21 protein-coding genes are annotated in these 21,783 nt (G+C 69.4%); 8 read left to right on the top strand and 13 right to left on the bottom strand.

Annotated elements, in window-relative coordinates; all coding sequences use genetic code 11:
* Positions 1 to 34: 34 nt before the first annotated feature.
* Together WG922_RS03020 and WG922_RS03015 are read right to left on the bottom strand one after the other, a co-directional pair.
* On the bottom strand, positions 35 to 1,105 hold the full coding sequence (locus WG922_RS03020; RefSeq protein WP_340280590.1) for an NAD-dependent epimerase/dehydratase family protein: 1,071 nt from the start codon (positions 1,103 to 1,105) through the stop codon (positions 35 to 37).
* Entirely contained in the window at positions 1,102 to 2,217 is a 1,116-nt protein-coding gene (locus WG922_RS03015) for an NAD-dependent epimerase/dehydratase family protein (protein ID WP_340280589.1), read from the bottom strand. The genes WG922_RS03020 and WG922_RS03015 overlap by 4 nt, the downstream gene beginning before the upstream one ends.
* A gap of 192 nt (positions 2,218 to 2,409) precedes the next feature.
* Between WG922_RS03015 and WG922_RS03010 the strand changes: the two genes are divergently transcribed.
* The 3 genes from WG922_RS03010 (at position 2,410) to WG922_RS03000 (ending at position 5,258) form a co-directional block, all read left to right on the top strand.
* Positions 2,410 to 3,543: an inositol-3-phosphate synthase gene (locus tag WG922_RS03010; protein ID WP_340280588.1), complete on the top strand. Its 1,134-nt coding sequence runs from the start codon at positions 2,410 to 2,412 to the stop codon at positions 3,541 to 3,543.
* Positions 3,544 to 3,557: 14 nt separating this feature from the next.
* Positions 3,558 to 4,508: a beta-xylosidase gene (locus tag WG922_RS03005; protein WP_340280586.1), complete on the top strand. Its 951-nt coding sequence runs from the start codon at positions 3,558 to 3,560 to the stop codon at positions 4,506 to 4,508.
* Between the two features lie 99 nt (positions 4,509 to 4,607).
* Complete coding sequence (locus WG922_RS03000; RefSeq protein WP_340280585.1) at positions 4,608 to 5,258, top strand: histidine phosphatase family protein; 651 nt, start codon at positions 4,608 to 4,610, stop codon at positions 5,256 to 5,258.
* A gap of 64 nt (positions 5,259 to 5,322) precedes the next feature.
* On the opposite strand, the gene WG922_RS02995 is transcribed toward WG922_RS03000, so the two are convergent.
* The 3 genes from WG922_RS02995 to WG922_RS02985 all read right to left on the bottom strand — a co-directional run bounded on the left by WG922_RS02995 (position 5,323) and on the right by WG922_RS02985 (position 8,531).
* The gene (locus tag WG922_RS02995) at positions 5,323 to 6,282 is read right to left on the bottom strand and encodes a hypothetical protein (protein WP_340280584.1); all 960 of its coding nucleotides are present in this window, start codon (positions 6,280 to 6,282) and stop codon (positions 5,323 to 5,325) included.
* Entirely contained in the window at positions 6,275 to 7,249 is a 975-nt protein-coding gene (locus tag WG922_RS02990) for a UDP-glucuronic acid decarboxylase family protein (RefSeq protein ID WP_340280583.1), read from the bottom strand. Before WG922_RS02990 ends, WG922_RS02995 begins: the two co-directional genes overlap by 8 nt.
* A gap of 115 nt (positions 7,250 to 7,364) precedes the next feature.
* The gene (locus WG922_RS02985; protein WP_340280581.1) at positions 7,365 to 8,531 is read right to left on the bottom strand and encodes a DNA topoisomerase IB; all 1,167 of its coding nucleotides are present in this window, start codon (positions 8,529 to 8,531) and stop codon (positions 7,365 to 7,367) included.
* Positions 8,532 to 8,732: 201 nt separating this feature from the next.
* Here WG922_RS02985 and WG922_RS02980 point away from each other — a divergent pair, with 201 nt between their 5' ends.
* A complete protein-coding gene (locus WG922_RS02980; protein WP_340280579.1) occupies positions 8,733 to 10,241 on the top strand; it encodes a UDP-glucose dehydrogenase family protein in 1,509 nt (502 codons plus the stop codon).
* 146 nt (positions 10,242 to 10,387) lie between these two features.
* Here the strand turns inward: WG922_RS02980 and WG922_RS02975 are convergent, their stop codons facing one another.
* A complete protein-coding gene (locus WG922_RS02975) occupies positions 10,388 to 10,819 on the bottom strand; it encodes a MarR family winged helix-turn-helix transcriptional regulator (RefSeq protein WP_340280577.1) in 432 nt (143 codons plus the stop codon).
* A 157-nt stretch (positions 10,820 to 10,976) separates the two neighbouring features.
* Here WG922_RS02975 and WG922_RS02970 point away from each other — a divergent pair, with 157 nt between their 5' ends.
* Both WG922_RS02970 and WG922_RS02965 read left to right on the top strand, forming a co-directional pair.
* Positions 10,977 to 11,447: a tripartite tricarboxylate transporter TctB family protein gene (locus WG922_RS02970; protein WP_340280575.1), complete on the top strand. Its 471-nt coding sequence runs from the start codon at positions 10,977 to 10,979 to the stop codon at positions 11,445 to 11,447.
* Between the two features lie 13 nt (positions 11,448 to 11,460).
* Positions 11,461 to 12,966, top strand: coding sequence for a tripartite tricarboxylate transporter permease (locus WG922_RS02965; protein WP_340280573.1), 1,506 nt, complete (start codon positions 11,461 to 11,463; stop codon positions 12,964 to 12,966).
* 44 nt (positions 12,967 to 13,010) lie between these two features.
* Here the strand turns inward: WG922_RS02965 and WG922_RS02960 are convergent, their stop codons facing one another.
* The 5 genes from WG922_RS02960 to WG922_RS02940 form a co-directional block, all read right to left on the bottom strand.
* Complete coding sequence (locus WG922_RS02960; protein ID WP_340280571.1) at positions 13,011 to 13,505, bottom strand: metallophosphoesterase family protein; 495 nt, start codon at positions 13,503 to 13,505, stop codon at positions 13,011 to 13,013.
* Between the two features lie 110 nt (positions 13,506 to 13,615).
* Positions 13,616 to 14,338, bottom strand: a complete 723-nt coding sequence (locus tag WG922_RS02955) for an arylmalonate decarboxylase (protein ID WP_340280570.1) — start codon at positions 14,336 to 14,338, stop codon at positions 13,616 to 13,618.
* The gene (locus WG922_RS02950) at positions 14,335 to 15,321 is read right to left on the bottom strand and encodes a tripartite tricarboxylate transporter substrate-binding protein (RefSeq protein ID WP_340280568.1); all 987 of its coding nucleotides are present in this window, start codon (positions 15,319 to 15,321) and stop codon (positions 14,335 to 14,337) included. The genes WG922_RS02955 and WG922_RS02950 overlap by 4 nt, the downstream gene beginning before the upstream one ends.
* 66 nt (positions 15,322 to 15,387) lie before the next feature.
* The gene (locus WG922_RS02945; RefSeq protein WP_340280566.1) at positions 15,388 to 16,542 is read right to left on the bottom strand and encodes a mandelate racemase/muconate lactonizing enzyme family protein; all 1,155 of its coding nucleotides are present in this window, start codon (positions 16,540 to 16,542) and stop codon (positions 15,388 to 15,390) included.
* A gap of 170 nt (positions 16,543 to 16,712) precedes the next feature.
* Positions 16,713 to 17,612, bottom strand: a complete 900-nt coding sequence (locus WG922_RS02940; protein WP_340280565.1) for a LysR family transcriptional regulator — start codon at positions 17,610 to 17,612, stop codon at positions 16,713 to 16,715.
* 175 nt (positions 17,613 to 17,787) lie between these two features.
* Between WG922_RS02940 and WG922_RS02935 the strand changes: the two genes are divergently transcribed.
* Positions 17,788 to 18,375, top strand: a complete 588-nt coding sequence (locus WG922_RS02935) for a methanogen output domain 1-containing protein (RefSeq protein WP_340280564.1) — start codon at positions 17,788 to 17,790, stop codon at positions 18,373 to 18,375.
* Positions 18,376 to 18,386: 11 nt separating this feature from the next.
* Positions 18,387 to 19,940: a sensor histidine kinase gene (locus WG922_RS02930; RefSeq protein WP_340280563.1), complete on the top strand. Its 1,554-nt coding sequence runs from the start codon at positions 18,387 to 18,389 to the stop codon at positions 19,938 to 19,940.
* A 58-nt stretch (positions 19,941 to 19,998) separates the two neighbouring features.
* On the opposite strand, the gene WG922_RS02925 is transcribed toward WG922_RS02930, so the two are convergent.
* Both WG922_RS02925 and WG922_RS02920 read right to left on the bottom strand, forming a co-directional pair.
* The gene (locus tag WG922_RS02925) at positions 19,999 to 21,276 is read right to left on the bottom strand and encodes an NAD(P)/FAD-dependent oxidoreductase (RefSeq protein WP_340280562.1); all 1,278 of its coding nucleotides are present in this window, start codon (positions 21,274 to 21,276) and stop codon (positions 19,999 to 20,001) included.
* Between the two features lie 11 nt (positions 21,277 to 21,287).
* Complete coding sequence (locus WG922_RS02920) at positions 21,288 to 21,611, bottom strand: c-type cytochrome (protein ID WP_340280561.1); 324 nt, start codon at positions 21,609 to 21,611, stop codon at positions 21,288 to 21,290.
* Positions 21,612 to 21,783: the final 172 nt, after the last annotated feature.

Here is a 21,783-nt window from a genome sequence, read left to right as displayed (position 1 = left end):
CCTGATGGTGTGGGCCGGCCCATGGCGACCGGCTTCAGTGGTGTTCGGCCACTTCCGGTCGGGACGCAGCCGGGGCGCCGGTCTTCTCGCGCTCGGCCAGCCAGCCGTACAGGCGTTCGATGCCTGCGGCGGCCTGCATGCGCCGGCGCCAGCCGGTAGCCGCCTCGAAGGCGCCGGTGTCGGAGACGTAGTAGCGCTGGTCGCCGGTGCGCCAGTCGTCGAAGTGCAGCGCAGGGCGGCTGCCGTGCAGTGTTTCGATGCGATCAATCAGGTCGAGCAGGCTGATGGTGTTCTCGGGGCCGCCGCCGATGTTGAAGGCACGTCCCGACAGGCGCGCGGCGTGCGCTTCGGCAAGCAGGAAGGCATCGACCAGGTCATCGACATAGAGCACGTCGCGCACCTGCCGGCCATCGCCGTAGATGGTGATGGCTTCGCCGCGCAGCGCGCGCAGCAGGAAGTGCGCGACCCAGCCCTGGTCTTCGGTGCCGAACTGGCGCGGCCCGTAGATACAGCTCATGCGGAACACGGCGGTAGTGAGGCCGTAGCTGCGCGCGTAATCGATCACGTACTGGTCGGCCGTGCCCTTGGAGCAGCCGTAGGGGCTGTGGAAATCGAGTGCGCGCGCTTCCGAGACACCGCATGCACGCCACTGCGCGTCCTCGGGCAGGTAGCGCTGGCCATCCAGCGCGAGCGGCACGTCGTAGAGGCCCCCATACACCTTGTTGGTGGACGTGAACAGCAGCGGCGGCGGGCTGGGCTGTGCCCGCACCGCCTCCAGCACGTTCAGGGTGCCGGCCGCGTTGATGCCGAAGTCCTCGCGCGGATCGGTCAGGCTGGTGGTCACGGCGACCTGCGCCGCGAAGTGGAAGACCTGGCCGGTTCCGGCGACCGCCTGCGATACCGCATCGGCGTCGCGCACGTCGGCCACGACCACCTCCAGCGCGTCACCGTGCGTGCCGCGCAGCCACTGCAGGTTCTGCTCGACACCTGGGCGGCTGAGGCTGTCGAGGATGCGCACGCGCCGGCCGGAGCCGAGCAGGCGGTGTGCGAGGTTGGAGCCGACGAAGCCGGCCCCGCCCGTGATGAGCGTGACCGGATCGCTCATACGGTCAGCCCGCGGGCGCTGAGTTCGGCGCTGGCCTGGGCCACGCGGTCCTCGGCGGCCTGGCCGGCCAGCCACTCGGCGAGCTCGGACATGCCGTCGTCCAGCCGGACCTGGGGTGTGTAGCCCAGCACCTGCTGTGCCTTCCCGATGTCGGCGAAACAGTGGCGGATGTCGCCGACGCGGTACTTGCCGAGGATCTCGGGATCGATGCCCTCCTTGCCCATGACCCGCGCGAGTCGCGCGGCCACTGCGCGCACCGTCTGCGGCTCGCCGCTGCCGACGTTGAACACCTCGCCGGCTGCCTCGGGCGTCTCCAGCGCGAGCCGGCACGCGCGGGCCACGTCGTAGACGCTCACGAAGTCGCGCTGCTGCAGGCCGTCCTCGAAGATGCGCGGTGCGCTGTCGTTGAGCAGGCGCGCGGCGAAGATCGCAAGCACGCCGGTGTACGGGTTGGACAGCGCCTGGCGCGGGCCGTAGGCGTTGAAGAAGCGCAGCGCCACGGTGGGAATCTGGTAGGCACGGCCGGTCATCAGCGCCATGCGTTCCTGGTCGAACTTCGACAGGGCGTAGACCGACGCGAGTGCAGGGCTCTTCGTCTCGGGGGTTGGCGCGGGGCGCAGTACGGAGCCGTCGGTGTCGTGCAGCTCCCAGTCGGCGCGCCGCAGCTGCTCGAGCGGCCGCTCGCTGCCTTCGCGCACCTGACCCGACGCGCTGCGGTACAGGCCCTCGCCGTAGAGGCTCATGCTGGAGGCGACCACCAGGCGCTCGACCGGTCGCGCAATGAGGGCTTCCATCAGCACGGCGGTGCCGAGGTTGTTGACGCGCGTGTAGTGCGCCACCTCGTACATGCTCTGGCCCACGCCGACAGCGGCCGCGAAGTGGAACACCGCATCGACGTCCTGCAGCGCGCGCTGTACCGCATCGGCGTCGCAGACGTCGCCGACCATCAGCTCGACGTCGGGGTTGAGGTAGTCGGGGCGGCGGCGCTCGTGACCGTGCACCTGGGGGTTCAGGCAATCGAGCGCACGGACCTGGTAACCCTGCGACAAGAGCTCATCGGCAAGGTGAGAACCGATGAACCCTGCGCCTCCCGTGATCAATACTTTTTGCATGTGACTAAATCCCTTGTTGCGCCGACGCATCCTAGGGGTTTTGGTGTGCGGATGGGGGTGAGTGGTGCTCAGCAAAATCCATTTTTTTCAATGCTGAGCGAGGGTCGCAACACCGTTTAGCTCGTGCTGTGTAGGATGCCCTTGCCGTCCGCATGACCGTGCGGACCACCGTGAGAGGGAGCAGGAGAGATCATGAGCAAGCTACGCGTGGCGATCATCGGCGTGGGCAACTGCGCGTCCTCGCTGGTGCAGGGCGTGCACTTCTACCGGGACGCGCGCGGCGAGGAGTTCGTGCCCGGCCTGATGCACGTCGATCTGGGCGGTTACCTGCCCGGCGACATCGAGTTCAGCGCCGCCTTCGACGTGAGCGCGCACAAGGTCGGCCTGGATCTGGGCGAGGCCATCTATGCCGAGCCGAACAACACCATCCGCTTCGCCGACGTGCCGCGCCTGGGCGTGCCGGTGCACCGCGGCATGACGCACGACGGCCTGGGCACCTACCTGAAGGACGTGGTTCCCAAATCGACTGCCGACACGGACGACATCGTGGGCATCCTCAAGGACACGCGCACCGACGTGGTGGTCTCGTACCTGCCGGTCGGCGCGGAGATGGCCACCAAGTGGTATGTCGAGCAGGTGCTCGAAGCCGGCTGCGGCTTCGTCAACTGCGTGCCGGTATTCATCGCCTCCCAGCCGTACTGGAACAAGCGCTTCGCCCAGCGCCGCCTGCCCATCGTCGGCGACGACATCAAGTCGCAGGTAGGTGCCACCATCGTGCACCGCATCCTCACCGACCTCTTCAGGAAACGCGGCGTGCGCCTGGACCGCACCTACCAGCTCAACTTCGGCGGCAACACCGATTTCCTCAACATGCTGGAGCGCGAGCGCCTCACCTCGAAGAAGATCTCCAAGACCCAGGCCGTCACGAGCCAACTCGGCAACGCGCTCGCCGACAGGGACGTGCACGTCGGGCCGAGCGACTACGTGCCCTGGCTGGCCGACCGCAAGTTCTGCCACATCCGAATGGAAGGCACGGGCTTCGGCAACGTGCCCATGCAGTGCGAGCTCAAGCTCGAAGTCTGGGATTCGCCCAACTCGGCCGGCGTGGTCATCGATGCGATCCGCTGCGCCAAGCTCGCGCTCGACCGCGGCATCGGCGGTGCGCTCAACGGACCGTCCAGCTATTTCATGAAGTCGCCGCCGATCCAGTTCACCGACGACGAGGCCCGAGAGCTGGTCGAGGCCTTCATCCGGGGCGATGCCGTGCCGATCAAGTCGCGCCGCCGCAATGCCGCCGCCAAGCCCACGGTCGTGAAGACCGCCTGAACCCCCGCAGCACGATGATCGAAGCCGTCAAATTCTGGAACGAACCGAACAACAAGTCGCACTGGGATCTGGAGATCGACCCCGAGTGGTCGCATTTCAGCCGCATGGCGCGGCTGGCGAGCGCCGCCTGCGCGGCCGAGAGCCCCCACCTCACGCGCGTGCTGGGCGGCATCTCGCCCATCGATCCGGGCTTCATGGCGCGCATGCGCGACGAGGGCGTGCTGGGCGGGCTGCACGCGGTGGCGGTGCATGGTTTTCCGCTCGACTGGAACCTCTGGCAGATCGACGAATGGCCGGCCAAGCTGGCCGAAATCCAGACTGTGACGCCGCTGCCGGTGTGGGTCACCGAAGTGGGGGTCTCCAGCTTCGGCGCCGAGGAGGTGCAGGCCTGGGGCCTCAAGCGATCGGCCGAGCTCCTCATGGGCCGCGCGCCGCGCATCCACTGGTATTCGCTCTACGACCTGCCGCGCGCCTGGCCGGCGACCACGCGCCACCGCGAAGCCGAGGGCTCGAGCTACTACCGGCACTTCCACATGGGGCTGCTGCGCGAGGACGGCACGCCCAAGCTCGCGGCGCGCGAGTTTGCCAATTTCACGCCGGAGCTGGGCATCTGCCAGTGGTTCCATTTCGAGGACCATCGGCTCGACGACGCGGTGCAGTGGCTGCGCCGGCTGGGGGTGCGCAAGCTGCGCACCGGGCTCAGCTGGGCCGACAGCTTCCGCCCGGATGCCGATGCCTGGTTCGACCGGCAGATGCGCGCGCTGGAGGAGTTCGATGTCACGCTGACGCTGTGCTTCACCCCCGAGCACCGGGGCATCCAGCCGCACCACAGCAGCGCGCCGCAGGTGGCCGAGGAGTACGCGGAGTTCTGCGCACGGATGGTGCGCCGCTACGCGGCGGGCGCGGGGACGCCGGCCGATGCAGCGGCCGCCGGTGAGCCGGCGGCCTTGGCCACGCCGGCCTGACGGAGCCGCGGCGTGCGTGCGGGTTCCTGGACTGGTGCGATTGGCGCGCGTGGTGCGCATTCCCGCTGATTGCGCCTCTCGCGTGATGCGGTTGCCGGTGTGACGCGTTTCCTCTTGCTGCGGCACGCGGCGCACGACCTCGCCGGCCGCGCGTTCGCAGGACGGCTGCCCGGTCTGGGGCTCAATGCCCTGGGCACCGCGCAGGCTCGCGCACTGGCCGAGGCGTTTGCCGCGGCCCGCGGCGGTGGCAAGGGCGTACCCGAGGGCGGCGGCTGCAACCCGAGCACGCTGCCGCTCGACGGCATCTACAGCAGTCCCCAGCCGCGCACGCTGCAGACGGCGCAGCCCATTGCCGAGCGGCTGGGGCTGTCCGTCGGCCTGGCGCCCGAGTTCGACGAGATCGACTTCGGCGCCTGGACGGGGCAGGCATTCGAGGCGCTGCGCGTGCAGGAGCCGCAGGCGTGGGCCCGATGGTGCGATCGCCGTTCGCAGGCCACGCCGCCCGGGGGCGAGCCGTTCGCGCAGGTGCCGCTGCGCGCGGCCGCCGGGCTCGCCCGACTCGCCGCGGCGCATCCGGGACAGAACCTGCTGCTGGTCTCGCATGCCGACGTGATCCGCGCGGTGCTCGCCGCGCATCTGGGCATTCCGCTGGACGAACTGGAACGCTTCGAGATCGGCTGCGCCTCGGTGAGCGTGCTCGACTGGGAGCCGGGCTGGTCGCGGGTGCGCCTGGTCAACGGCTCATTCTGAGCAGGTGGTCGGTCACGCGTCCCATGCGTCCGCTGGAGGTACGCGAGGCATTGCGCGGCGTTCCTCAGCCGCGTTCCTCAGCCGCCTGGAAGGCCGCCACCTGCTCACGCAGCGCGTCGGCCACCTCGCCCACCAGGGCCGTCCAGCCTTCGCCCGCGCGCTGGCGGAACAAGCGCATCGACGGATACCAGGGCGTGTGGGGGCGCAACTCGCCCCAGCGCCAGTCGGCATCCTCCTTGAGCAAGAGCCAGGTCGGACGTCCGAGGGTGGCGGCCAGGTGGGCCGGCATGCCATCGACCGTGACCACGAGATCGAGCTCGAGCATCGCCGCGGCGGCCGATGCGGCGTCCGCCGTGTGCCGCCATAGCGCGACGGCCGGCGCCGGACGCGCCTGCGTCTCCTGCTGCAGGTCGTAGAAGCGTACGCCCGGCACGGCCAGCAAGGGCGCGAGTGCCTCCAGCGGGATCGAGCGCGTGCGGTCCCAGCCGCTGGACGCCCAGACCAGGCCCACGCGCAGCTGGTGCGGCTCGGCGGGCAGCACGAAGCCGTTGCGCTCGCGCACCGCGTCCGCGAGCGCGGGATAGGGCGGCGGCAGCGACTGCGCTGTCGTGCGCAGGACGTAGGCCAGTTCCATCACCTCGATTTCCACCTCGTGCGCCGGCGGCTCGTCGGTCCAGGCGTTGGACACCAGGCCGAGCCCCGGCGCGTCGTGCAGCAGTTGCAGCAGCGAAGGCTGCACCAGGAAATGCAGCAGGCGCGCGCGTGCCTCGAGCGCCGGCACGAAGCGCATGAACTGCAGGGTGTCGCCGAGCCCGTGCAGGCAGCGCACCATCACCACGCGGTCGTCGGGCGCGCTGCCGTCCCACACCAGGTGCTGCGGCCCGCGCGCGAAGCCGGGCAGCGCCTGCTGCACGCGGCGCGGCAGTTCGATGCGGTCGGTCTGGCGCCATGCGCCTTCCCAGTCGCCCGCGCGCATCGCCGCGGTCCAGCGCGTGGCCACGTCGGACGCCAGGTCTTCAGGCAAGGGGCACGGTCAGCTGTTGCTCGAAGTGCGCGATGGTGCGCAGCAGTCCTTCGCGCAGCTGCACGGCGGGCTGCCATCCGAGCTTGTCCCTGGCCAGCTGGATGTCGGGCCGGCGCTGGGTGGGGTCGTCCGCGGGCAGCGGCTTGTGGACGATCGGCGAGGCGGAGTTGGTGAGCGCTATCACCTGCTCGGCCAGTTGCGCGATGGTGAATTCGCCCGGATTGCCGAGGTTGACCGGCCCCGGGAAAGCGTCCTCGACGGCCATGAAGCGCACGAAACCTTCGATGAGATCGTCCACATAGCAGAAGCTGCGTGTCTGGCTGCCGTCGCCGTAGACGGTGATGGGCTCGCCGCGCAGCGCCTGCACGATGAAGTTGGACACCACGCGCCCGTCCTCGGGGTGCATGCGTGGCCCGTAGGTGTTGAAGATGCGCACGATGCGCACGTCCACGCCCCACTGGCGGTGATAGTCCATGAACAGAGACTCCGCGCAGCGCTTGCCTTCGTCGTAGCAGCTGCGCCGGCCGATGGGGTTGACGTGGCCCCAGTAGGTCTCGGACTGGGGGTGCTGCTGCGGGTCCCCGTAGACCTCGCTGGTAGAGGCCTGGAAGATGCGCGCAGCGCGGCGGCGTGCGAGCTCCAGGAGATGCAGCGCGCCCAGCACGCTGGTCTTCGTCGTATGCACGGGATCGTGCTGGTAGTGCGGGGGCGAGGCGGGACATGCCAGGTTGTAGATGGCGTCCACCTCCAGGTCGATCGGCTCGGTCACGTCGTGCTCGATGAGCGTGAAGCGCGGGTGGTCGAGCAGGTGTGCGATGTTGGCGCGGCTGCCGGTGAAGAAGTTGTCGATGCAGGTGACCGCGTGGCCCTGACCGACCAGCCGCTCGCACAGGTGGCTGCCCAGGAAGCCGGCGCCACCGGTCACCAGGATGCGCTGTCCATCCTGCCCTTGCTCTTTCGCTCGCATGCCGTGCACTCCCTTGCGCGTGTCGTCCGCTTGTCGAGCGGTTATACCGAGAAACGGTCGAGGCGTGGGCGCCCCGCCGGCGGTGGAGGCGCCGTCGCGGTTGGTGGGCTGCCCTCTACGCCGCCCGTGCCGTCGCCGCCGTGCCCCGCCTTTTGGCGAGGACGCTGAGGCTGTCGCCGAGGCGCTCTTCCAGCGACTGGCCCAGGCGCTGGTCCAGAAGCCGCAGCACGGCTCGCTCCTGGGGCGAGAAGGTGCCGTCGGTGCCTGCGTGCTGGAGCTCGTCCTCCACGTCGTTCTTGAGCTTGAGCAGGAGCTGGCCCGAGCTGTAGGCGCTGAAGATCTCCGGGTGCACGTAGCACTTGCGGCAGATGGTCGGCGTGTTGCCGAGCCGGGACGCGACACGCTCGACGGCGGCCTTCAGATTCTTCTTGATGCCGGCAGCGGTGCCCGCCTGATCCAGCGCGTTCAGGGCCATCGCGGCCATCACCGTGCCGGCCCAGGTGCGGAAGTCCTTGGCGGTGATGTCGCGACCGGTGATCTCGCGCAGGTAGGCATTCACGTCGTCCGAACTCACGTCCCGCGGCGTTCCGTCCTCGTCGAGGTAGGCGAACAGTTCCTGGCCCGGCAGTTCCTGGCAGGCCCGAACGATGCGCGCGACGCGTCGGTCGCTGGTGCGAAGCTGCCAGCTCTTGCCGCTCTTGCCGGTGAAGCGAAAGCGCAGTTCGGAGCCCTCGACCTGCACATGGCGGTTGCGCAGCGTGGTCAGCCCATAGCTCTTGTTGTCCCGCGCGTAGTCGTCGTTGCCCACGCGAATGAGCGTGTTTTCGAGCAGGTGCACGACGGTGGCCAGCACCTTCTCGCGGGGCAGGCCGCGCAGCGCCATGTGCTGCGCGACCGTCGCGCGCAGGCCGGGGAGGGCGCGAGCGAACTCGAGCATGTGCTCGTACTTCGTGCTCTCGCGCTGTTCGCGGAAATCAGCGTGGTAGCGGTACTGCTTGCGACCCTTGGCGTCGCGTCCGGTGGCCTGCAGGTGCCCGTTGGCCCGCGGGCAGATCCAGACATCGGTCCAGGCAGGCGGGACCGCGAGCGAGCGGATGCGCGCCAGCGTCGATTCGTCGTCGATGCGCGTGCCGTCAGGCGCGAAATAGGCGAAGCCCTCGCCCTCGCGTTCGCGCCGGATGCCGGGGCGGTCGGGCGAGACGTAGCGCAATCCGGCGGCGCGTGCCGCCTCCTGGGCATCGGCGGTGCGTGAATCCGAGCTGTCCGGTTCGCGTTGGGGCATGGGCGCGATGGTGCGGAGCAGCCCTGCTGCCGCAGCGCAGAGCAAGCCGCTTTGCAAGCACCGATCACACCCGAGTAGGGGTAGGAAGGACCCTACGCGCACACGAGCCAACCCCGCCCAAACGGTCGAGGTCCGGCTCCGTACGCTCAAGGTGAGTCGCCGCTGCTGGCGAACAACGGCGAACAACAGGGAGTGGAGTTCATGAATGTCACCATCGTCGGCACCGGATACGTGGGTCTGGTCACCGGTGCCTGTCTTGCCGAGCTGGGCAACAACGTGTTCTGCCTGGACTCGGATGCGGCGAAGGTGGCGATGCTCAACGCGGGCGGCATGCCCATCTACGAGCCGGGCCTGCAGGAGATGGTGGCACGCAATGTGGAGGAGGGGCGCTTGTGCTTCTCTGCCGACGTGAAGGCGAGCGTCGCGTTCGGCGACATCCAGTTCATCGCCGTGGGCACCCCCCCGAGAGAAGATGGCAGTGCCGACCTCCAGTACGTGCACGCGGCTGCGCGGGCCATCGGCCGGCACATGGACCGCTTCCGGGTGATCGTGCAGAAATCCACCGTGCCGGTCGGGAGCGCCGAGCAGGTGTCGCGCATCGTCCGCGCCGAGCTCCAGGCGCGCTCGAGGGATGTGGACTTCTCCGTGGTGAGCAACCCCGAGTTCCTGAAGGAAGGCGCGGCCGTCGAAGACTTCATGCAGCCCGACCGCATCGTGCTCGGCGTCGAGGACGACCTGCCGGGCCGTCGCGCGCTGTCCCTGCTGCGCCAGCTGTACCACCCTTTCAACCGCAACCACGAGCGCATGCGCGTGATGGACGTGCGCAGCGCCGAGCTCACGAAGTACGCGGCCAACGCGATGCTGGCCACGCGCATCTCGTTCATGAACGAACTCGCGAACCTGGCCGACCGGCTGGGTGCCGACATCGAGCTGGTGCGCCAGGGCATCGGTTCGGACCCGCGCATCGGCTACAGCTTCCTGCAGGCCGGCGCGGGCTACGGCGGCAGCTGCTTTCCGAAGGACCTCGATGCGCTCTGCCGCACTGCACAGGCGAACGGGCAGCGGCTGGCAGTGCTGGAGTCGGTGCAGGAGGTGAACCAGCGCCAGAAGTTCGTGCTGCTGGAGAAGGTGCAGGCGCACTTCGGCGCCGACCTGGCGGGAAGGGTGTTTGCGGTGTACGGGCTCGCGTTCAAGCCGGAGACCGACGACATGCGCGAAGCGCCCAGCCGCGCCGTGGTCTGTGGCCTGCTGCGGGCGGGTGCCCGTGTGGTAGCGCACGACCCGGTGGCGCAGGAGGCGGCGCTGCGCGTGCTGGAGCAGGACCTGGCCGATCGTCCCGGTCTACTGGACGGGCTGCGTTTCGTGGGCCGGGCCGCGGACGCGCTGCACGGCGCGGACGCGCTGCTGCTGCTCACGGACTGGAAACACTACCGCGTGCCGAACCTCGGCGCCATGAAGCAGGCGTTGCGCACGCCGATCGTGTTCGACGGCCGCAACCTGTGGGATCCCCACCAGTTCGCTGCAGCGGGCATCGCCTACGTGGGCGTGGGCCGCAACAACCTGGACCTGCTGCGCGAGCCGGCGCCTGCGACACCGGTTCCGCGCCAGCTTTCGTTGCCCAAGCAGAAGCTGCGCTCCGGCACGCGCCGCCAATCCGGCGCGGAGCGTGCCGCCGGTGGCGGTGGTGTGCTGCCGGCCGCAACCGGGTGACGGGTCGAACCTGAAGGCTCGAAGGTGAAGGCGACCGGCCGACGCCGCAAGCGGGTGCCCGACCCCAGGTGCCTGAGCCCGGAGGTCGCAGGGCGTCGGTCGGGCGGCCTCTCGCTGCCGCGAACGCCTGCCAGCCAGCGCGGGCGCTACTTGGCCGCGGTGCGGGCGAGTTCGCTCACCCGTGCCAGCGCGACCCGCTCGGACTCCAGGCGCAGTGCTACGCGCTCGAGCTGGCGGCGTCCCTTGGCCGTGAGGTGGACCTCGACCAGGCGGCGGTCCTGCACGTTCTCGCGGCGGCGCACGAGCCCGGCCTGCTCGCAGCGCGTGACCAGCGCCACCACCCCGTGCGGCTGCGCCTGCAGGCGCTCGGCCAGCTCTCCGATGCTCGCCCAGTCGCGTTCGGCGAACCCCTGCGTGTGCAGCAGCAGCTGGTATTGCAGGACGGTGATGCCCGCCTCGCGCGCGGCGTCCTCGCTGAACCGCAGGAAGCGCCGCAGCTGCCAGCGAAACAGCGAGAGCCGCTCCAGTTGGGGCTTGTCCAGCTTCTTCGCTGGGGTGACCGGTCCTGTTGATTCCATGGCGTGCCTGTTGCCTCTCGTCCTCGACCGTGGGAACTGTACACGGCGACGGCAGCTCCTACTCTCCACCTATGTCATGGCGTGAGGCTATTGACTCATGCGGTGATATAAACCCAAACCGTTCAGCGGCATGGCCGCACAGAAAAGGAGACACAGCATGGAGTCCGGATCCCGCATCCGCAACCAGAAGGATTTCGCCGCCGGCGTGATCTACGTCGCCGCAGGATCGGCGTTCGGCCTGGGCGCTTTCAACTACAACATCGGTGACGCCTCGCGGATGGGGCCGGGCTGGTTTCCCATGGCAGTGGGCGGCCTCCTCGTCGTCGTCGGCATCTTCACGTTGTTGAGCTCGCTGTCGCGCAAGGCGGTCGCCGAGCAGTTGCGCCGCCCGCATATCCCATCGATCCTCTGGATCCTGAGCTCCGTGGTCCTGTTCGGCGTGCTGCTCTACCCCGCCGGGCTGGTCGTCTCGCTCTTCGTGTTGGTGATGGTCTCGAGCATGGCAAGCCACGAGTTCAAGTGGTGGGTTGCGGCAATCAATGGCGTGGTGCTGGTCTCCTTCAGCATCGCCGTGTTCATCTGGGGCATCGACCTGCTGATCCCCCTGTGGCCCGCATTCATGCGCTGAGGAGCAGCCGTCCATGGAAACACTCATCTCCAACCTGGCGCTCGGCTTCGAAACGGCGCTGAGCCTCCAGAACCTGGCCTATGCACTGCTCGGCTGCCTGCTGGGCACGCTCATCGGTGTGCTGCCCGGGCTCGGCCCGGCAACCACCATCGCGATGCTGCTGCCGATCACCTACACGCTGCCGCCGGTGGCGGCGCTGATCATGCTGTCGGGCATCTATTACGGCGCCCAGTACGGCGGCTCGACGACGGCCATTCTGGTGAACCTGCCGGGCGAAGCGTCGTCCGTCGTCACGGCGATCGACGGCTACCAGATGGCGCGCAAGGGCCGCGCCGGGGCGGCCCTTGCGACGGCGGGGATCAGCTCCTTCATCGCCGGATGCTTCGCCACGCTGATGCTGGCGGCATTCGCTGCGCCCATGGCCGAACTGGCGTTCAAGTTCGGGCCGGCCGAGTATTTCTCCCTGATGGTGCTGGGTCTGGTCGGCGCGGTGGTGCTGGCGTCGGGTTCGCTGATCAAGGCGGTGGGCATGATCCTGCTGGGCCTGCTGATCGGCCTGGTGGGCACCGACGTCAATTCGGGTGTGGCGCGGTACTCCTTCGACGTGCCCGAGCTGACCGACGGCATCAACTTCGTCGCGCTGGCCATGGGCCTCTTCGGTTTCGCCGAGATCATCAACAACGTCGAGCAGCGCGACACGCGCGAGACCTTCACCAACAAGGTCACCAAGCTGTTCCCGACGCGCGAGGACTTCAAGCGCTTCATCCCGGCAGCCTTGCGCGGCACGGCGCTCGGCACCGCGCTCGGCATCCTGCCCGGTGGCGGCGCGACACTCTCCGCCTTCGCTTCGTACACGCTGGAGAAAAAGCTTTCGAGCCGCAGCGAGGAGTTCGGCAAGGGAGCCATCGAGGGCGTGGCGGGGCCGGAGGCGGCCAACAACGCGGGCGCGCAGACCTCCTTCGTGCCGCTGCTCACGCTGGGCATTCCGTCCAACGTGGTGATGGCGCTGATGGTGGGGGCCATGACGATTCACAACATCCAGCCCGGCCCGCAGGTGATGACCAGCAACCCCGACCTGTTCTGGGGACTGATCGCCAGCATGTGGATCGGCAACGCCATGCTGATCGTGCTGAACCTTCCCCTGGTGGGCCTGTGGGTGAAGCTGCTGAAGGTGCCCTACCGGCTGTTGTACCCGGCGATCCTGGTGTTCTGTTGCATCGGCGTCTATTCGATCAACAACAACACCTTCGATGTCTACATGGCGGCCGGTTTCGGGCTGATCGGCTACGTCTTCATCCGCTGCGGCATGGAGCCGGCACCGCTGCTGCTGGGTTACGTGCTCGGGCCGATGATGGAAGAGAACCTGCGCCGGGCCCTGCTGCTCTCGCGCGGCGAGTTCAGTACCCTGGTCACGCGGCCACTCTCCGCCGGGCTGCTCGCGGCCACCGCGCTGCTGCTGCTGATCGTGCTGCTGCCTGCGTTCAAGCGCACGCGCGAAGACGCCTTCCAGGAGGCTTGAGCCCGAGGGCAGCGGTCGCGGCCGCCGCGCGCGGCGCGCAGGGTTCAGGCGCCAGCCGGCGGCACCAGTTGCACGATGCGCGCATCGACGGCGCCGCCGGGGCCGATCAGCAGTTCGCCGGCGCTGATCGGCAACGAGAAGCGGCGGGGCCCCGCACTGCCGGGATTCACGAACAGCACGCCGCCGCGTTCTTCCACGCCCGGCTTGTGCGAGTGCCCCGACACCACGACGCGCACGCCTTCGCCGAGGGGCTCGTCCTTCGCGAGGGTGGCGAGGTCGTGCACGACCAGCAGCTCGACCTCGCCAATGCGCACGCGCGCGGTTTCCGGCAGTGCGCGGGCCCAGTCCCCACGGTCGTTGTTGCCGCGCACGGCCACCACGGGGGCAAGCGCGCCGAGTTCGTCCAGCGCGTCGGGTGTCACCAGGTCCCCCGCGTGCACGATCAGCTCGCAGCCGCGCAGGAAGTCCAGCGCCTGCGGGCGCAGGAGCTTGTGGGTGTCGGAGATGAGGCCGATGCGGCGATACCGGGACGAGGTCATCGGGGCACTGTAGTGCGCCGCTGCTCGCGCGGGTGCGGCGGGGCGGGCCTTGCCGCTGCGATCCGGGCAGTGGGTGCGAAAGGGCCTGGCCGACGGGTCGGCCCGGAGGCTCAGCGCGCGAACAGCCGGCCGAACCCCGGCGACGACGCATCGTCGCCCGACAGCCGAACGAGATCCCAGAAGCCGGCGGGCGAGCTGGCCGTTACCGGCACGCCGAGGCGGTCTTCCAGCGTGCGGATGGCGTCCAAAGTCAGCAGGCCGCCGCAGGAGATGAAGATGCCTTCGGCCGAGGGGTCCTGGCGCCACACGCGTTCGGACAAGCCCACCAGGGCCTCGGTCGAGACCTGTCCGACCGCTTCGACGCCGGTGATCGACAGGCCCGCGATGGCGGTGACGATGAAGCCGCAGTCGCGCAGATAGCTCTCCAGCCGCTCGTTCAGGGTGTCGATGTAGGAGGTGGCGACCGCCACCCGCCGCACGCCGAGCTGGCGCAGCGCAGCCACGACGGCGTGGCTCATGGTGGTGCAGGGCAGGCCGGTCGCCTCGGCCATGTGCGCGCGCAGCGCTTCGGTGCGCGCCGCTCCGCGGTAGAAGCTGAGCGAGGTACCCATAAGGGAGATGGCCTGCGCACCTTCGTCGCGCAGCGCCAGTGCATGGCCGACGATGCGATCGACCACGGGCGCGAAGCCCTCGGGCGAAATCGCCGCGATGCCCAGGCCGCGTGCGATGAATCGCACGCGCTCGCCATAGAGCACCGCGCCGTCCGAGGGCACCGCGCCGGATGCCGGCGGAACGATCAGCCCGAGGCAGGGCGCCGCGCCGGCACCGCTCATTCCAGCGTCACCTTCTGCTTCTCGATCACGCGGGCCCACTGCTTGGACTCGCGCTGCATCTCCTTGTTCAGCTCGGCAGGGCCGAGATAGGCCGGCACGGCGCCCTGCTTGGCGGCGGCGTCGGCCATCTCGGGGCTGGTGACCACCTTGCGGATGGCGGCGTTCAGCTTGTCCACGATGGGCTGCGGCGTGCCGGCCGGTGCCAGCACGAACAGGCGCGGTGCCACGCTCAGGCCGGGCACGGCCTGCGACAGCGCCGCGACGTTCTCGGCGCCGGGCAGCTTGTCGTCGCTCATCATCGCCAGCGCCTTCAGCTTGCCGGCCCGGGCCTGGGCCAGGCCGGCCGTGGCGCTGACCACGCCCAGCGGCACCTGGCCGCTGATCACGTCGGGCACGATCTGCGAGGCGCCGCGGTAGGGGATGTGCACGATGTGGGTGCCGGTCTCGCCCTTGAGCGTTTCCATGCCCAGGTGGTGCACGGTGCCCACGCCCGAGGTGGCGTACGAGAAGCGGCCGGGCGTCTTGCGGGCCAGGGCGACCAGCTCCTTGGCGTTGTTCGCGGCCACCTCGTTGTTGGCGACGATCATCAGCGGCAGCTGGAACACGCTGGCGACCGGCGTGAAGCTGGAGATCGGATCGACCGGCATCTTGGGGTTCAGGTGCTTGCCGATCAGCAGACCGCTTTCGCTGAGCAGCAGGGTGTAGCCGTCCGGGGCGGCCTTGGCGACTGTGTCGGCGGCGATCACGCCGGCCGCGCCGGCCTTGTTTTCGACCACCACCTGCTGGCCGAGCAGCTCGGGCAGGCGCGAGGACAGCATGCGCGCGATGGCATCGACGCCGCCTCCGGCCGAATAGCCCACCAGCAGCCGGATCGGGCGCTCGGGGTAGGTGGCGGCGGACTGGGCGTGCAGCGCGGGCGTCGCGGCGAGGGCGAGGCCGGCGGCCAGCAGGGCGCGGCGCAGGGTGTCGGGACGGATGCTCATGGTGTGTCTCCTGGTGTGGTCTCTTCGTGATCGGTGCCGCCGGTGCGCTTGCTCCGGCGCGCGTGCTCAGGCCTTGCCGACGCCCCGCGAGCCGGGGCGCTTGGCCAGTTCGGCCATGCGGTCGCGGTTGACGGTGAAGCCCAGGCCGGGTGCCTGCGGCAGATCCAGCACGCCCTGGCTCGGTTCCGGCAGGCCGTCGAAGACGAGCTTGCAGCATTCGACGGCAACCGAGTGGTACTCGACCAGCGTGCCGTTGGCGAGGCCCGCGTGCAGGTGCATGTTGTGGTGCGGCCAGGCGCCGCCGTTGGCAAACTGGGTGTTGAATGCGGCGGCCATGCCGGCGATGCGCAGGCACTGCGTGTAGCCGCCGCTGATGCAGGCGTTGGGCTGCACCACGTCCACCGCCTGGGCCACGAGCATGTCGCGAAATCGGCTGGCCAGGCCTTCGTTCTGCCCGGCGGCCAGCGGAATGCGGGTCTTGGCGCGCAGCTTGGCAAGGTTCGGGATGTCGTTCTGAGACACCGGCTCCTCGAAGAAGCTGATGTCGAGCTCCTCGACGCGCTGCGCCAGCGAAAGAGCGTGGAAGTAGTCGAGGCTGCAGTTCGCGTCGATGTAGATCTGCACGTCGGGGCCGACCGCCTCGCGCACGGCCTGGATGCGCCGCACGTCCTCGGCAATGAGCGCGGCCAAGGGCCGGGGCTCGTCGCGGCGCTGCAGGCCGTGATGCCCGACGGTCATCTTCAGGCGCTTGAAGCCGCGATCGACCCAGCTGCGCGCAGCCGCGGCGAGTTCGTCGCGGTCGAAGAAGGCGAAGCCGAAGGTGGCATACACCGGCACCTGCGAGCGGGCTCCGCCCAGCAGGCGCCACACCGGCTGGCCGAGGATCTGCCCCTTCAGGTCCCACAGCGCCAGATCGATGGCAGCGATGGCATGGCTGGCGTAACCCGTCTGCCCGCGCGGGGTGAGCAGCCAGTAGAGCTTGTCCCAGATCTGCTCGTGGCGCAGCGGGTCCATGCCGACGAGCGCGTGGCTGGCGATGTCGTTGACGATGCTGCCGACCACCTCCTCTTCGGTGATCGCGGTCATGCCGCATCCGACGCGGCCGTCGTCCAGTTCGATTTCGACGATGCACAGCGACAGCGAGGTCGATTTCGTGGTGCCCGACGCGGACACGGTAACGGGCAGGTTCAGCGGCGTGGCACGAACGGAAGCGATGGGCATGGGATGCACGGAGTCGATCGACTGCAATGGGAAAAGGGGACAGGCGCAGTCTGTGGCTGCCACGCCGGCCCCGCAAGTCCCTGGCGCGAAGGGCGCTTTCGCGGATGGCGAAAGCCGCCGTGCGCGGTGGGCGGCGGTGCGCCGCGCCGAATGCGCTCGCGCCTCGGCATTCAGGTGCCGCTGCTTTCGCGCAGCGCGTCCACCAGCGTTCGTGCCGCGGCCGACGCGTCCGCTCCGGTGCGCAGGGCGAGATGGTGGGTGCGCTGTGCCCAGTCCTCATCGACGGCTATTGCACGGATGCGCAGGTGCGCCAGCTGCGGCGCGATGGCCTGGCGCGGAAGCACCGCCACCCCCAGGCCGGCCGCAACCATGCGGCAGGCCGCGTCGAAGCTGCGCATCTGCATGCGCACGCGGGGTGTCTGGCCGAGTGCGGCGGCCGCGTTGAAAAGCCGGGTCGAGAGGGCGTTGGCACCGGTCAGCACGATGAAGTGCTGGTCCAGCAGCTGCGGCAGCCGCACCTGCGTGAAACCCGCCAGGGCATGCCCCTGGGGCACCACCAGCGCCAGCTCGTCGCGGAAGAATGGAAAGAAGGCCAGGCCGTGGGCGGGCGTTGCGGCATCGACGACGCCGACGTCCGCGCGGCCTTCGAGCAGCTCGCCCAGGATCTGCGGGCTGATGCGCTCCTCGACCTCGACCAGGATGCGCGGGTGCACCCGCAGGAACTCTTCCAGGCGCTGCGGCAGCTGCTGCAGCAGCGCCGACGCGTTGGCCAGCAGGCGCACGTGCCCCGCCAGTCCATCGCGCCAGGCGCGCAGGTCGGTGGTGAGCCGCTCGGCATCGGTCAACAGTGCGCTGCCGCGTTGGGCGAGCATGCGCCCGGCGGTGGTGAGCGCGACGCCGCGCGACGAGCGCTCGAAGATGCGGATGCCGAGCGTCGCCTCCAGCGACGAGATGCGCGCACTGGCGGCTGCGACCGCGAGCTGCAGCCGGTCGCTCCCAGCGCTGATGGAGCCGGACTCGGCCACGGCGATCACCACGCGCAGGGTCTGCAGATCCAGGGGCTCGGTCATGCCGTCATTATTGGCGGGGCGCTCGGGGTGCCGCGCATAGCGGCTATAGCGGCCATAGCGGCCACGGCGGCCACGGCGCGCGTGTCGTGACGCACAATAGCCGTCCTGCGTCCCTCCATCCGTGCCGCTTGCACCGCACGCCGTTCGTTTCCCCATCCACTTCGAGGGAAGATGCATGTCCCAGCAACAGCAACAGCCGCAGCAGCAACAGCAGCAACAACAGCAAGACCAGCAGCGGCACCGGCTCATCCCGGTTTCCGAGGCCCATGTTCCCCTGGAGCGTGACCTCTTCCTGCGCAACCTGATCCGCGAACTCTCCGGAACGCTGCAGGACGTGGTGGGCCTCGATGAGGCCTCCGGTTTCATCAGCGTGGTGGGCCAGCGCGTGGGCGACCAGATCAATGCCAGCTACAAGGCCGCACTCGACGTTTCCACCCTCTCGCGCGAGCAGGTGAGCCAGGTGCTGGTCGACCTGAAGCGGCGCATCCAGGGCAGCTTCTACGTCATCGAGGAAGACGCCGACAAGATCGTCTTCGGCAATCACGATTGCCCGTTCGCGGAGAAGGTGCTCGATCGCCCGGCGATGTGCATGATGACCTCGAACGTGTTCGGCGTGATCGCAGCCGAAAACCTCGGCTACGCGCGCGTCGAACTGGAGAAGACCATCGCGCAGGGGCACGGCGAATGCCGGGTGGTATTGCACCTGAACGACCGCCGCCTGGAGCATCAGCGCGTCGGCGGGCGCGAGTACTTCAAATCCTGAGCGGATCCCCTGTGCACGACGCCCTGTCGCCGAGCGAACTTGCGGACGCGCTACCCGAGCCGCTGCTGCTCGTGAGTTCGCGCGGCACGCTTCTGTCGGCCAACCGCGCCGCCGCGGCGCTTCTGGGCGTGCCCGCGCAGTCGCTGGCGAACCGGCGCCTTGCCGAACTGGTGCTGGAGAGCGAAGAGGCCGTGCAGGAACTGCTCACGAGCTGCTCGCGCAGCCGATCCATGCTTCCGTCCAGCCTCACCTTCGTCGGGCCGGCCGGCGAGCCGCTGGCCTGCACCTGCCAGGGCGCGGTAGCGCGACCGCGCTCCGCGTCGGGGGACGCCCAGGTGCTGCTGCGGGTGGCGGTGAAAGCCTCCGCGACCGACCGCTTCCTGCTCCTCAAGGAACGCATCGAGCAGTTGTCGCGCGAGATCTCGCGCCGCCGCATGGCCGAGGCGGCGCTGCTGGAGGCCAAGGAGTGGTACCGCGTCACGCTCGAGAGCATCGGCGACGCCGTCGTCGTGACGGACCGCGAGGGCCGGGTGACTTTCATGAACGCGGTGGCACAGGAGCTGACCGGCTGGCCCCTGCAGGATGCCGAGCGTCGCCACCTCGACGAGGTGTTCGTGATCGTGAACGACGAGACCCGCGCGAGCGTCGAGAGTCCGGTGTCGAAGGTGCTGCGGCTCGGGGGCATCGTCGGGCTCGCCAACCACACACTGCTCATTCGCCGCGACGGCAGCGAACTGCCCATCGACGATTCGGGGGCGCCCATCCGTTCGGCGGACGGCACGCTCGGCGGCGTGGTGCTCGTGTTCCGCGATCTGAGCGAGCGCTACCGGCTCGAACGCGAGCTGGTGCACAAGACACGGCGGCTGGAGGAAACCGACCGCCGCAAGGACGAATTCCTGTCGATGCTGGCGCACGAACTGCGCAACCCGCTGGCCCCTCTGCGCAACGGAGTGCACCTGCTGTCCACCCGCTATGCGCAGGTGCAGGGCGTCGGCCGGCTCGCCGGCATGATGGGCCGGCAGATCGAGCACATGGTGCGGCTGGTCGATGACCTGCTGGACGTGGCCCGCCTGACACGCGGAGCCATCCGCCTGCAGACAGAGCACATGCGGCTGGCAGATGCGATCGAGCAGGCCGCCGAGATGAGTCGCCCCCACATGGACAGCCGGGGCCTGCGGTTCACCGTGGCCCTGCCGCCGCCCACCGTGTGGGTGGATGGCGACCGCACGCGGCTCGTGCAGGTGGTCTCCAACCTGCTGTCGAATGCCGCCAAGTTCACGCCGCCCGGGGGGTCGGTGCAACTGGGCTATATGAGCGAAGGGGGGCAGGCCGTGGTCTCGGTCATCGACACCGGCGCGGGGATCGAGGCGGAGCTGCTGCCCCGCATCTTCGAGCTCTTCGTGCAGGGCGACGCGACACTTGAGCGCAGCAGCGGCGGCCTGGGCATCGGCCTGACCATCGCGCAGTCGATCGCCCACATGCATGGTGGCGACATCGAGGCGAGCAGCCGCGGGCCGGGCCAGGGCAGCGAGTTCGTGCTGCGGCTGCCGCTGCTGGAGGCGTGATCCGTTGCGCCCGCCCCACCGTCGGGGTTGCTGACGGGGGAGGGCGCGCCTGCCGGAATCAGGCGAGGGCGTCGGCCCAGATGTTGCGGGCCCAGTTCCAGGCGTAGGTCCCTTCGAGCGCACTGGCCGCCGGGCTGAGTCCACCGGAGCCGGGCACCGTGCGGTACGTGCGGTCCTTGGGATCCCAGGCGTGGACGCTGGCCACGTGCATCACCTGCCGGTCATCGACGAAGCTGTAGCAGGTGTTGGTGAGCATCGGCGCCGGATTGGGCGCCCAGCCGGCCAGCTGCGCGACGATGGCCGCGGCCGCCACCTTGGCGTGGTTGTTGGCCATGTGCCCGCTCTTGGGCATGCCGGGGGCGATCTGGATCGCGTCGCCCAGCACGTGCACGTCGCCCGCGGCCGTCGATTCGAAGGTGAGGTAGTCCACGCCGCACCAGCGGTTGTTGGCCTGGTTGTTGAGCCCCGCCTGCACCGCGATCTGGCCGGCACGCATCGGGGGCAGCACATTCAACACCTGCGCCTTCACCGCATCCTGGACCTCGAAGCGCAGCACGCCCGCGCGCGCGTCCACCGCCTCCAGCTTGTGCTGCGGCCGGTACTCGATGAGGCCCGGGTACTGCTCGGCCCAGGCCTTCTTGAACAGCGCGCCCTTGGACGTCACGTCGGGATTGGCGTCCAGCACCAGCACCTTGCTGCGCGGCTTGGCCTGCTTTAAGTACCACGCCACCTGGCATGCCCGCTCATAGGGGCCGGGCGGGCAGCGGTACGGCTGCTCGGGAATGGTGATGGCGAAGACGCCGCCGTCGGGCATGGCTTCGAGCTGCCGCCGCAGCAGCGTGGTCTCGGGCCCGGCCTTCCAGGCGTGCAGCACCGCGCCGGACGCGTGGGCTGCGGCCAGGCCCTCGATGGCGTCGAGCCGCAGGTCGATGCCGGGGGCCACCACCAGCTTGTCGTAGCCGATGGAAGCGCCGCCGGCGAGTCGCACGCGCCGCGCCGTCGTGTCGATGGCGGTGGCCGTGTCGCGCGCCAGCGTGATTGCGTGCCGGCGCACCAGCGCGTCGTAGGGCGTCGTGAGCTCGGCGAGCTGGTGGCTGCCGCCCAGCACCAGGTTGGACAGGGGGCAGGAGACGAATGCGGGGTTGGGCTCGACCAGCACAACGTCGATCTTGTGGTCGGACAGCAGGCGCACGTACTTGGCGGCGGTGGCTCCGCCATAGCCGCCGCCGATGACGACCACGCGGGCGCGGTCGGGAATGCTGCGCGGCGAGGCGCAGGCGCCCAGGCCCAGCAGGGCTGCGGCCGCGGAGGAATGCAGGAAGCTGCGTCGTTGCATGGTGCGGCTCCTCAGCGCGGCTGCGCGGCGAACCAGCCGGCCAGTTGCTGCAGCTGGCTGTCGCTGAAGCCCTTGGCCAGCTGGTGCATGACCGTCGCGGGCCGGCTGCCATCGCGGAAGGCGCGCATCTGGGTGAGCATCTGCTCCTGCGGCATGCCGGCCAGCGGCGGCAGGGCGGAGCCCGGCACAGGTCGGCCCTGGGTGCCGTGGCAGTTGGCGCAGGTCGCCGCCACGCTGGCAAGGTACAGCGCCTCGGGCGTCTGGGCGGATGCGCCCAGCGGAAGCAAGAGGGCCCAGGCCGCGAGAGCGGTCGTGGTGCGATGGGGTAGGGGCATGGCGGCGGTCTCCGTGTTGCCGGTTCACGGACGGTTCTACGAACGGCCGAGGCAGGCACGCAGAGGGTAAACCCTTGGCCCGGTGGGAAATCCGTACTCAATGAAGTAGCGATATTTCTGGTGAAATGGTGCCCGGCCGCGGCCCTCGCCGGCGGCCTTGCAGGAGCCGCTT

It is taken from the genome of Ramlibacter sp. AN1015, from assembly GCF_037726105.1.
Classification (GTDB): domain Bacteria; phylum Pseudomonadota; class Gammaproteobacteria; order Burkholderiales; family Burkholderiaceae_C; genus Ramlibacter.
This window is presented reverse-complemented; position numbering and strand designations above follow the sequence as displayed.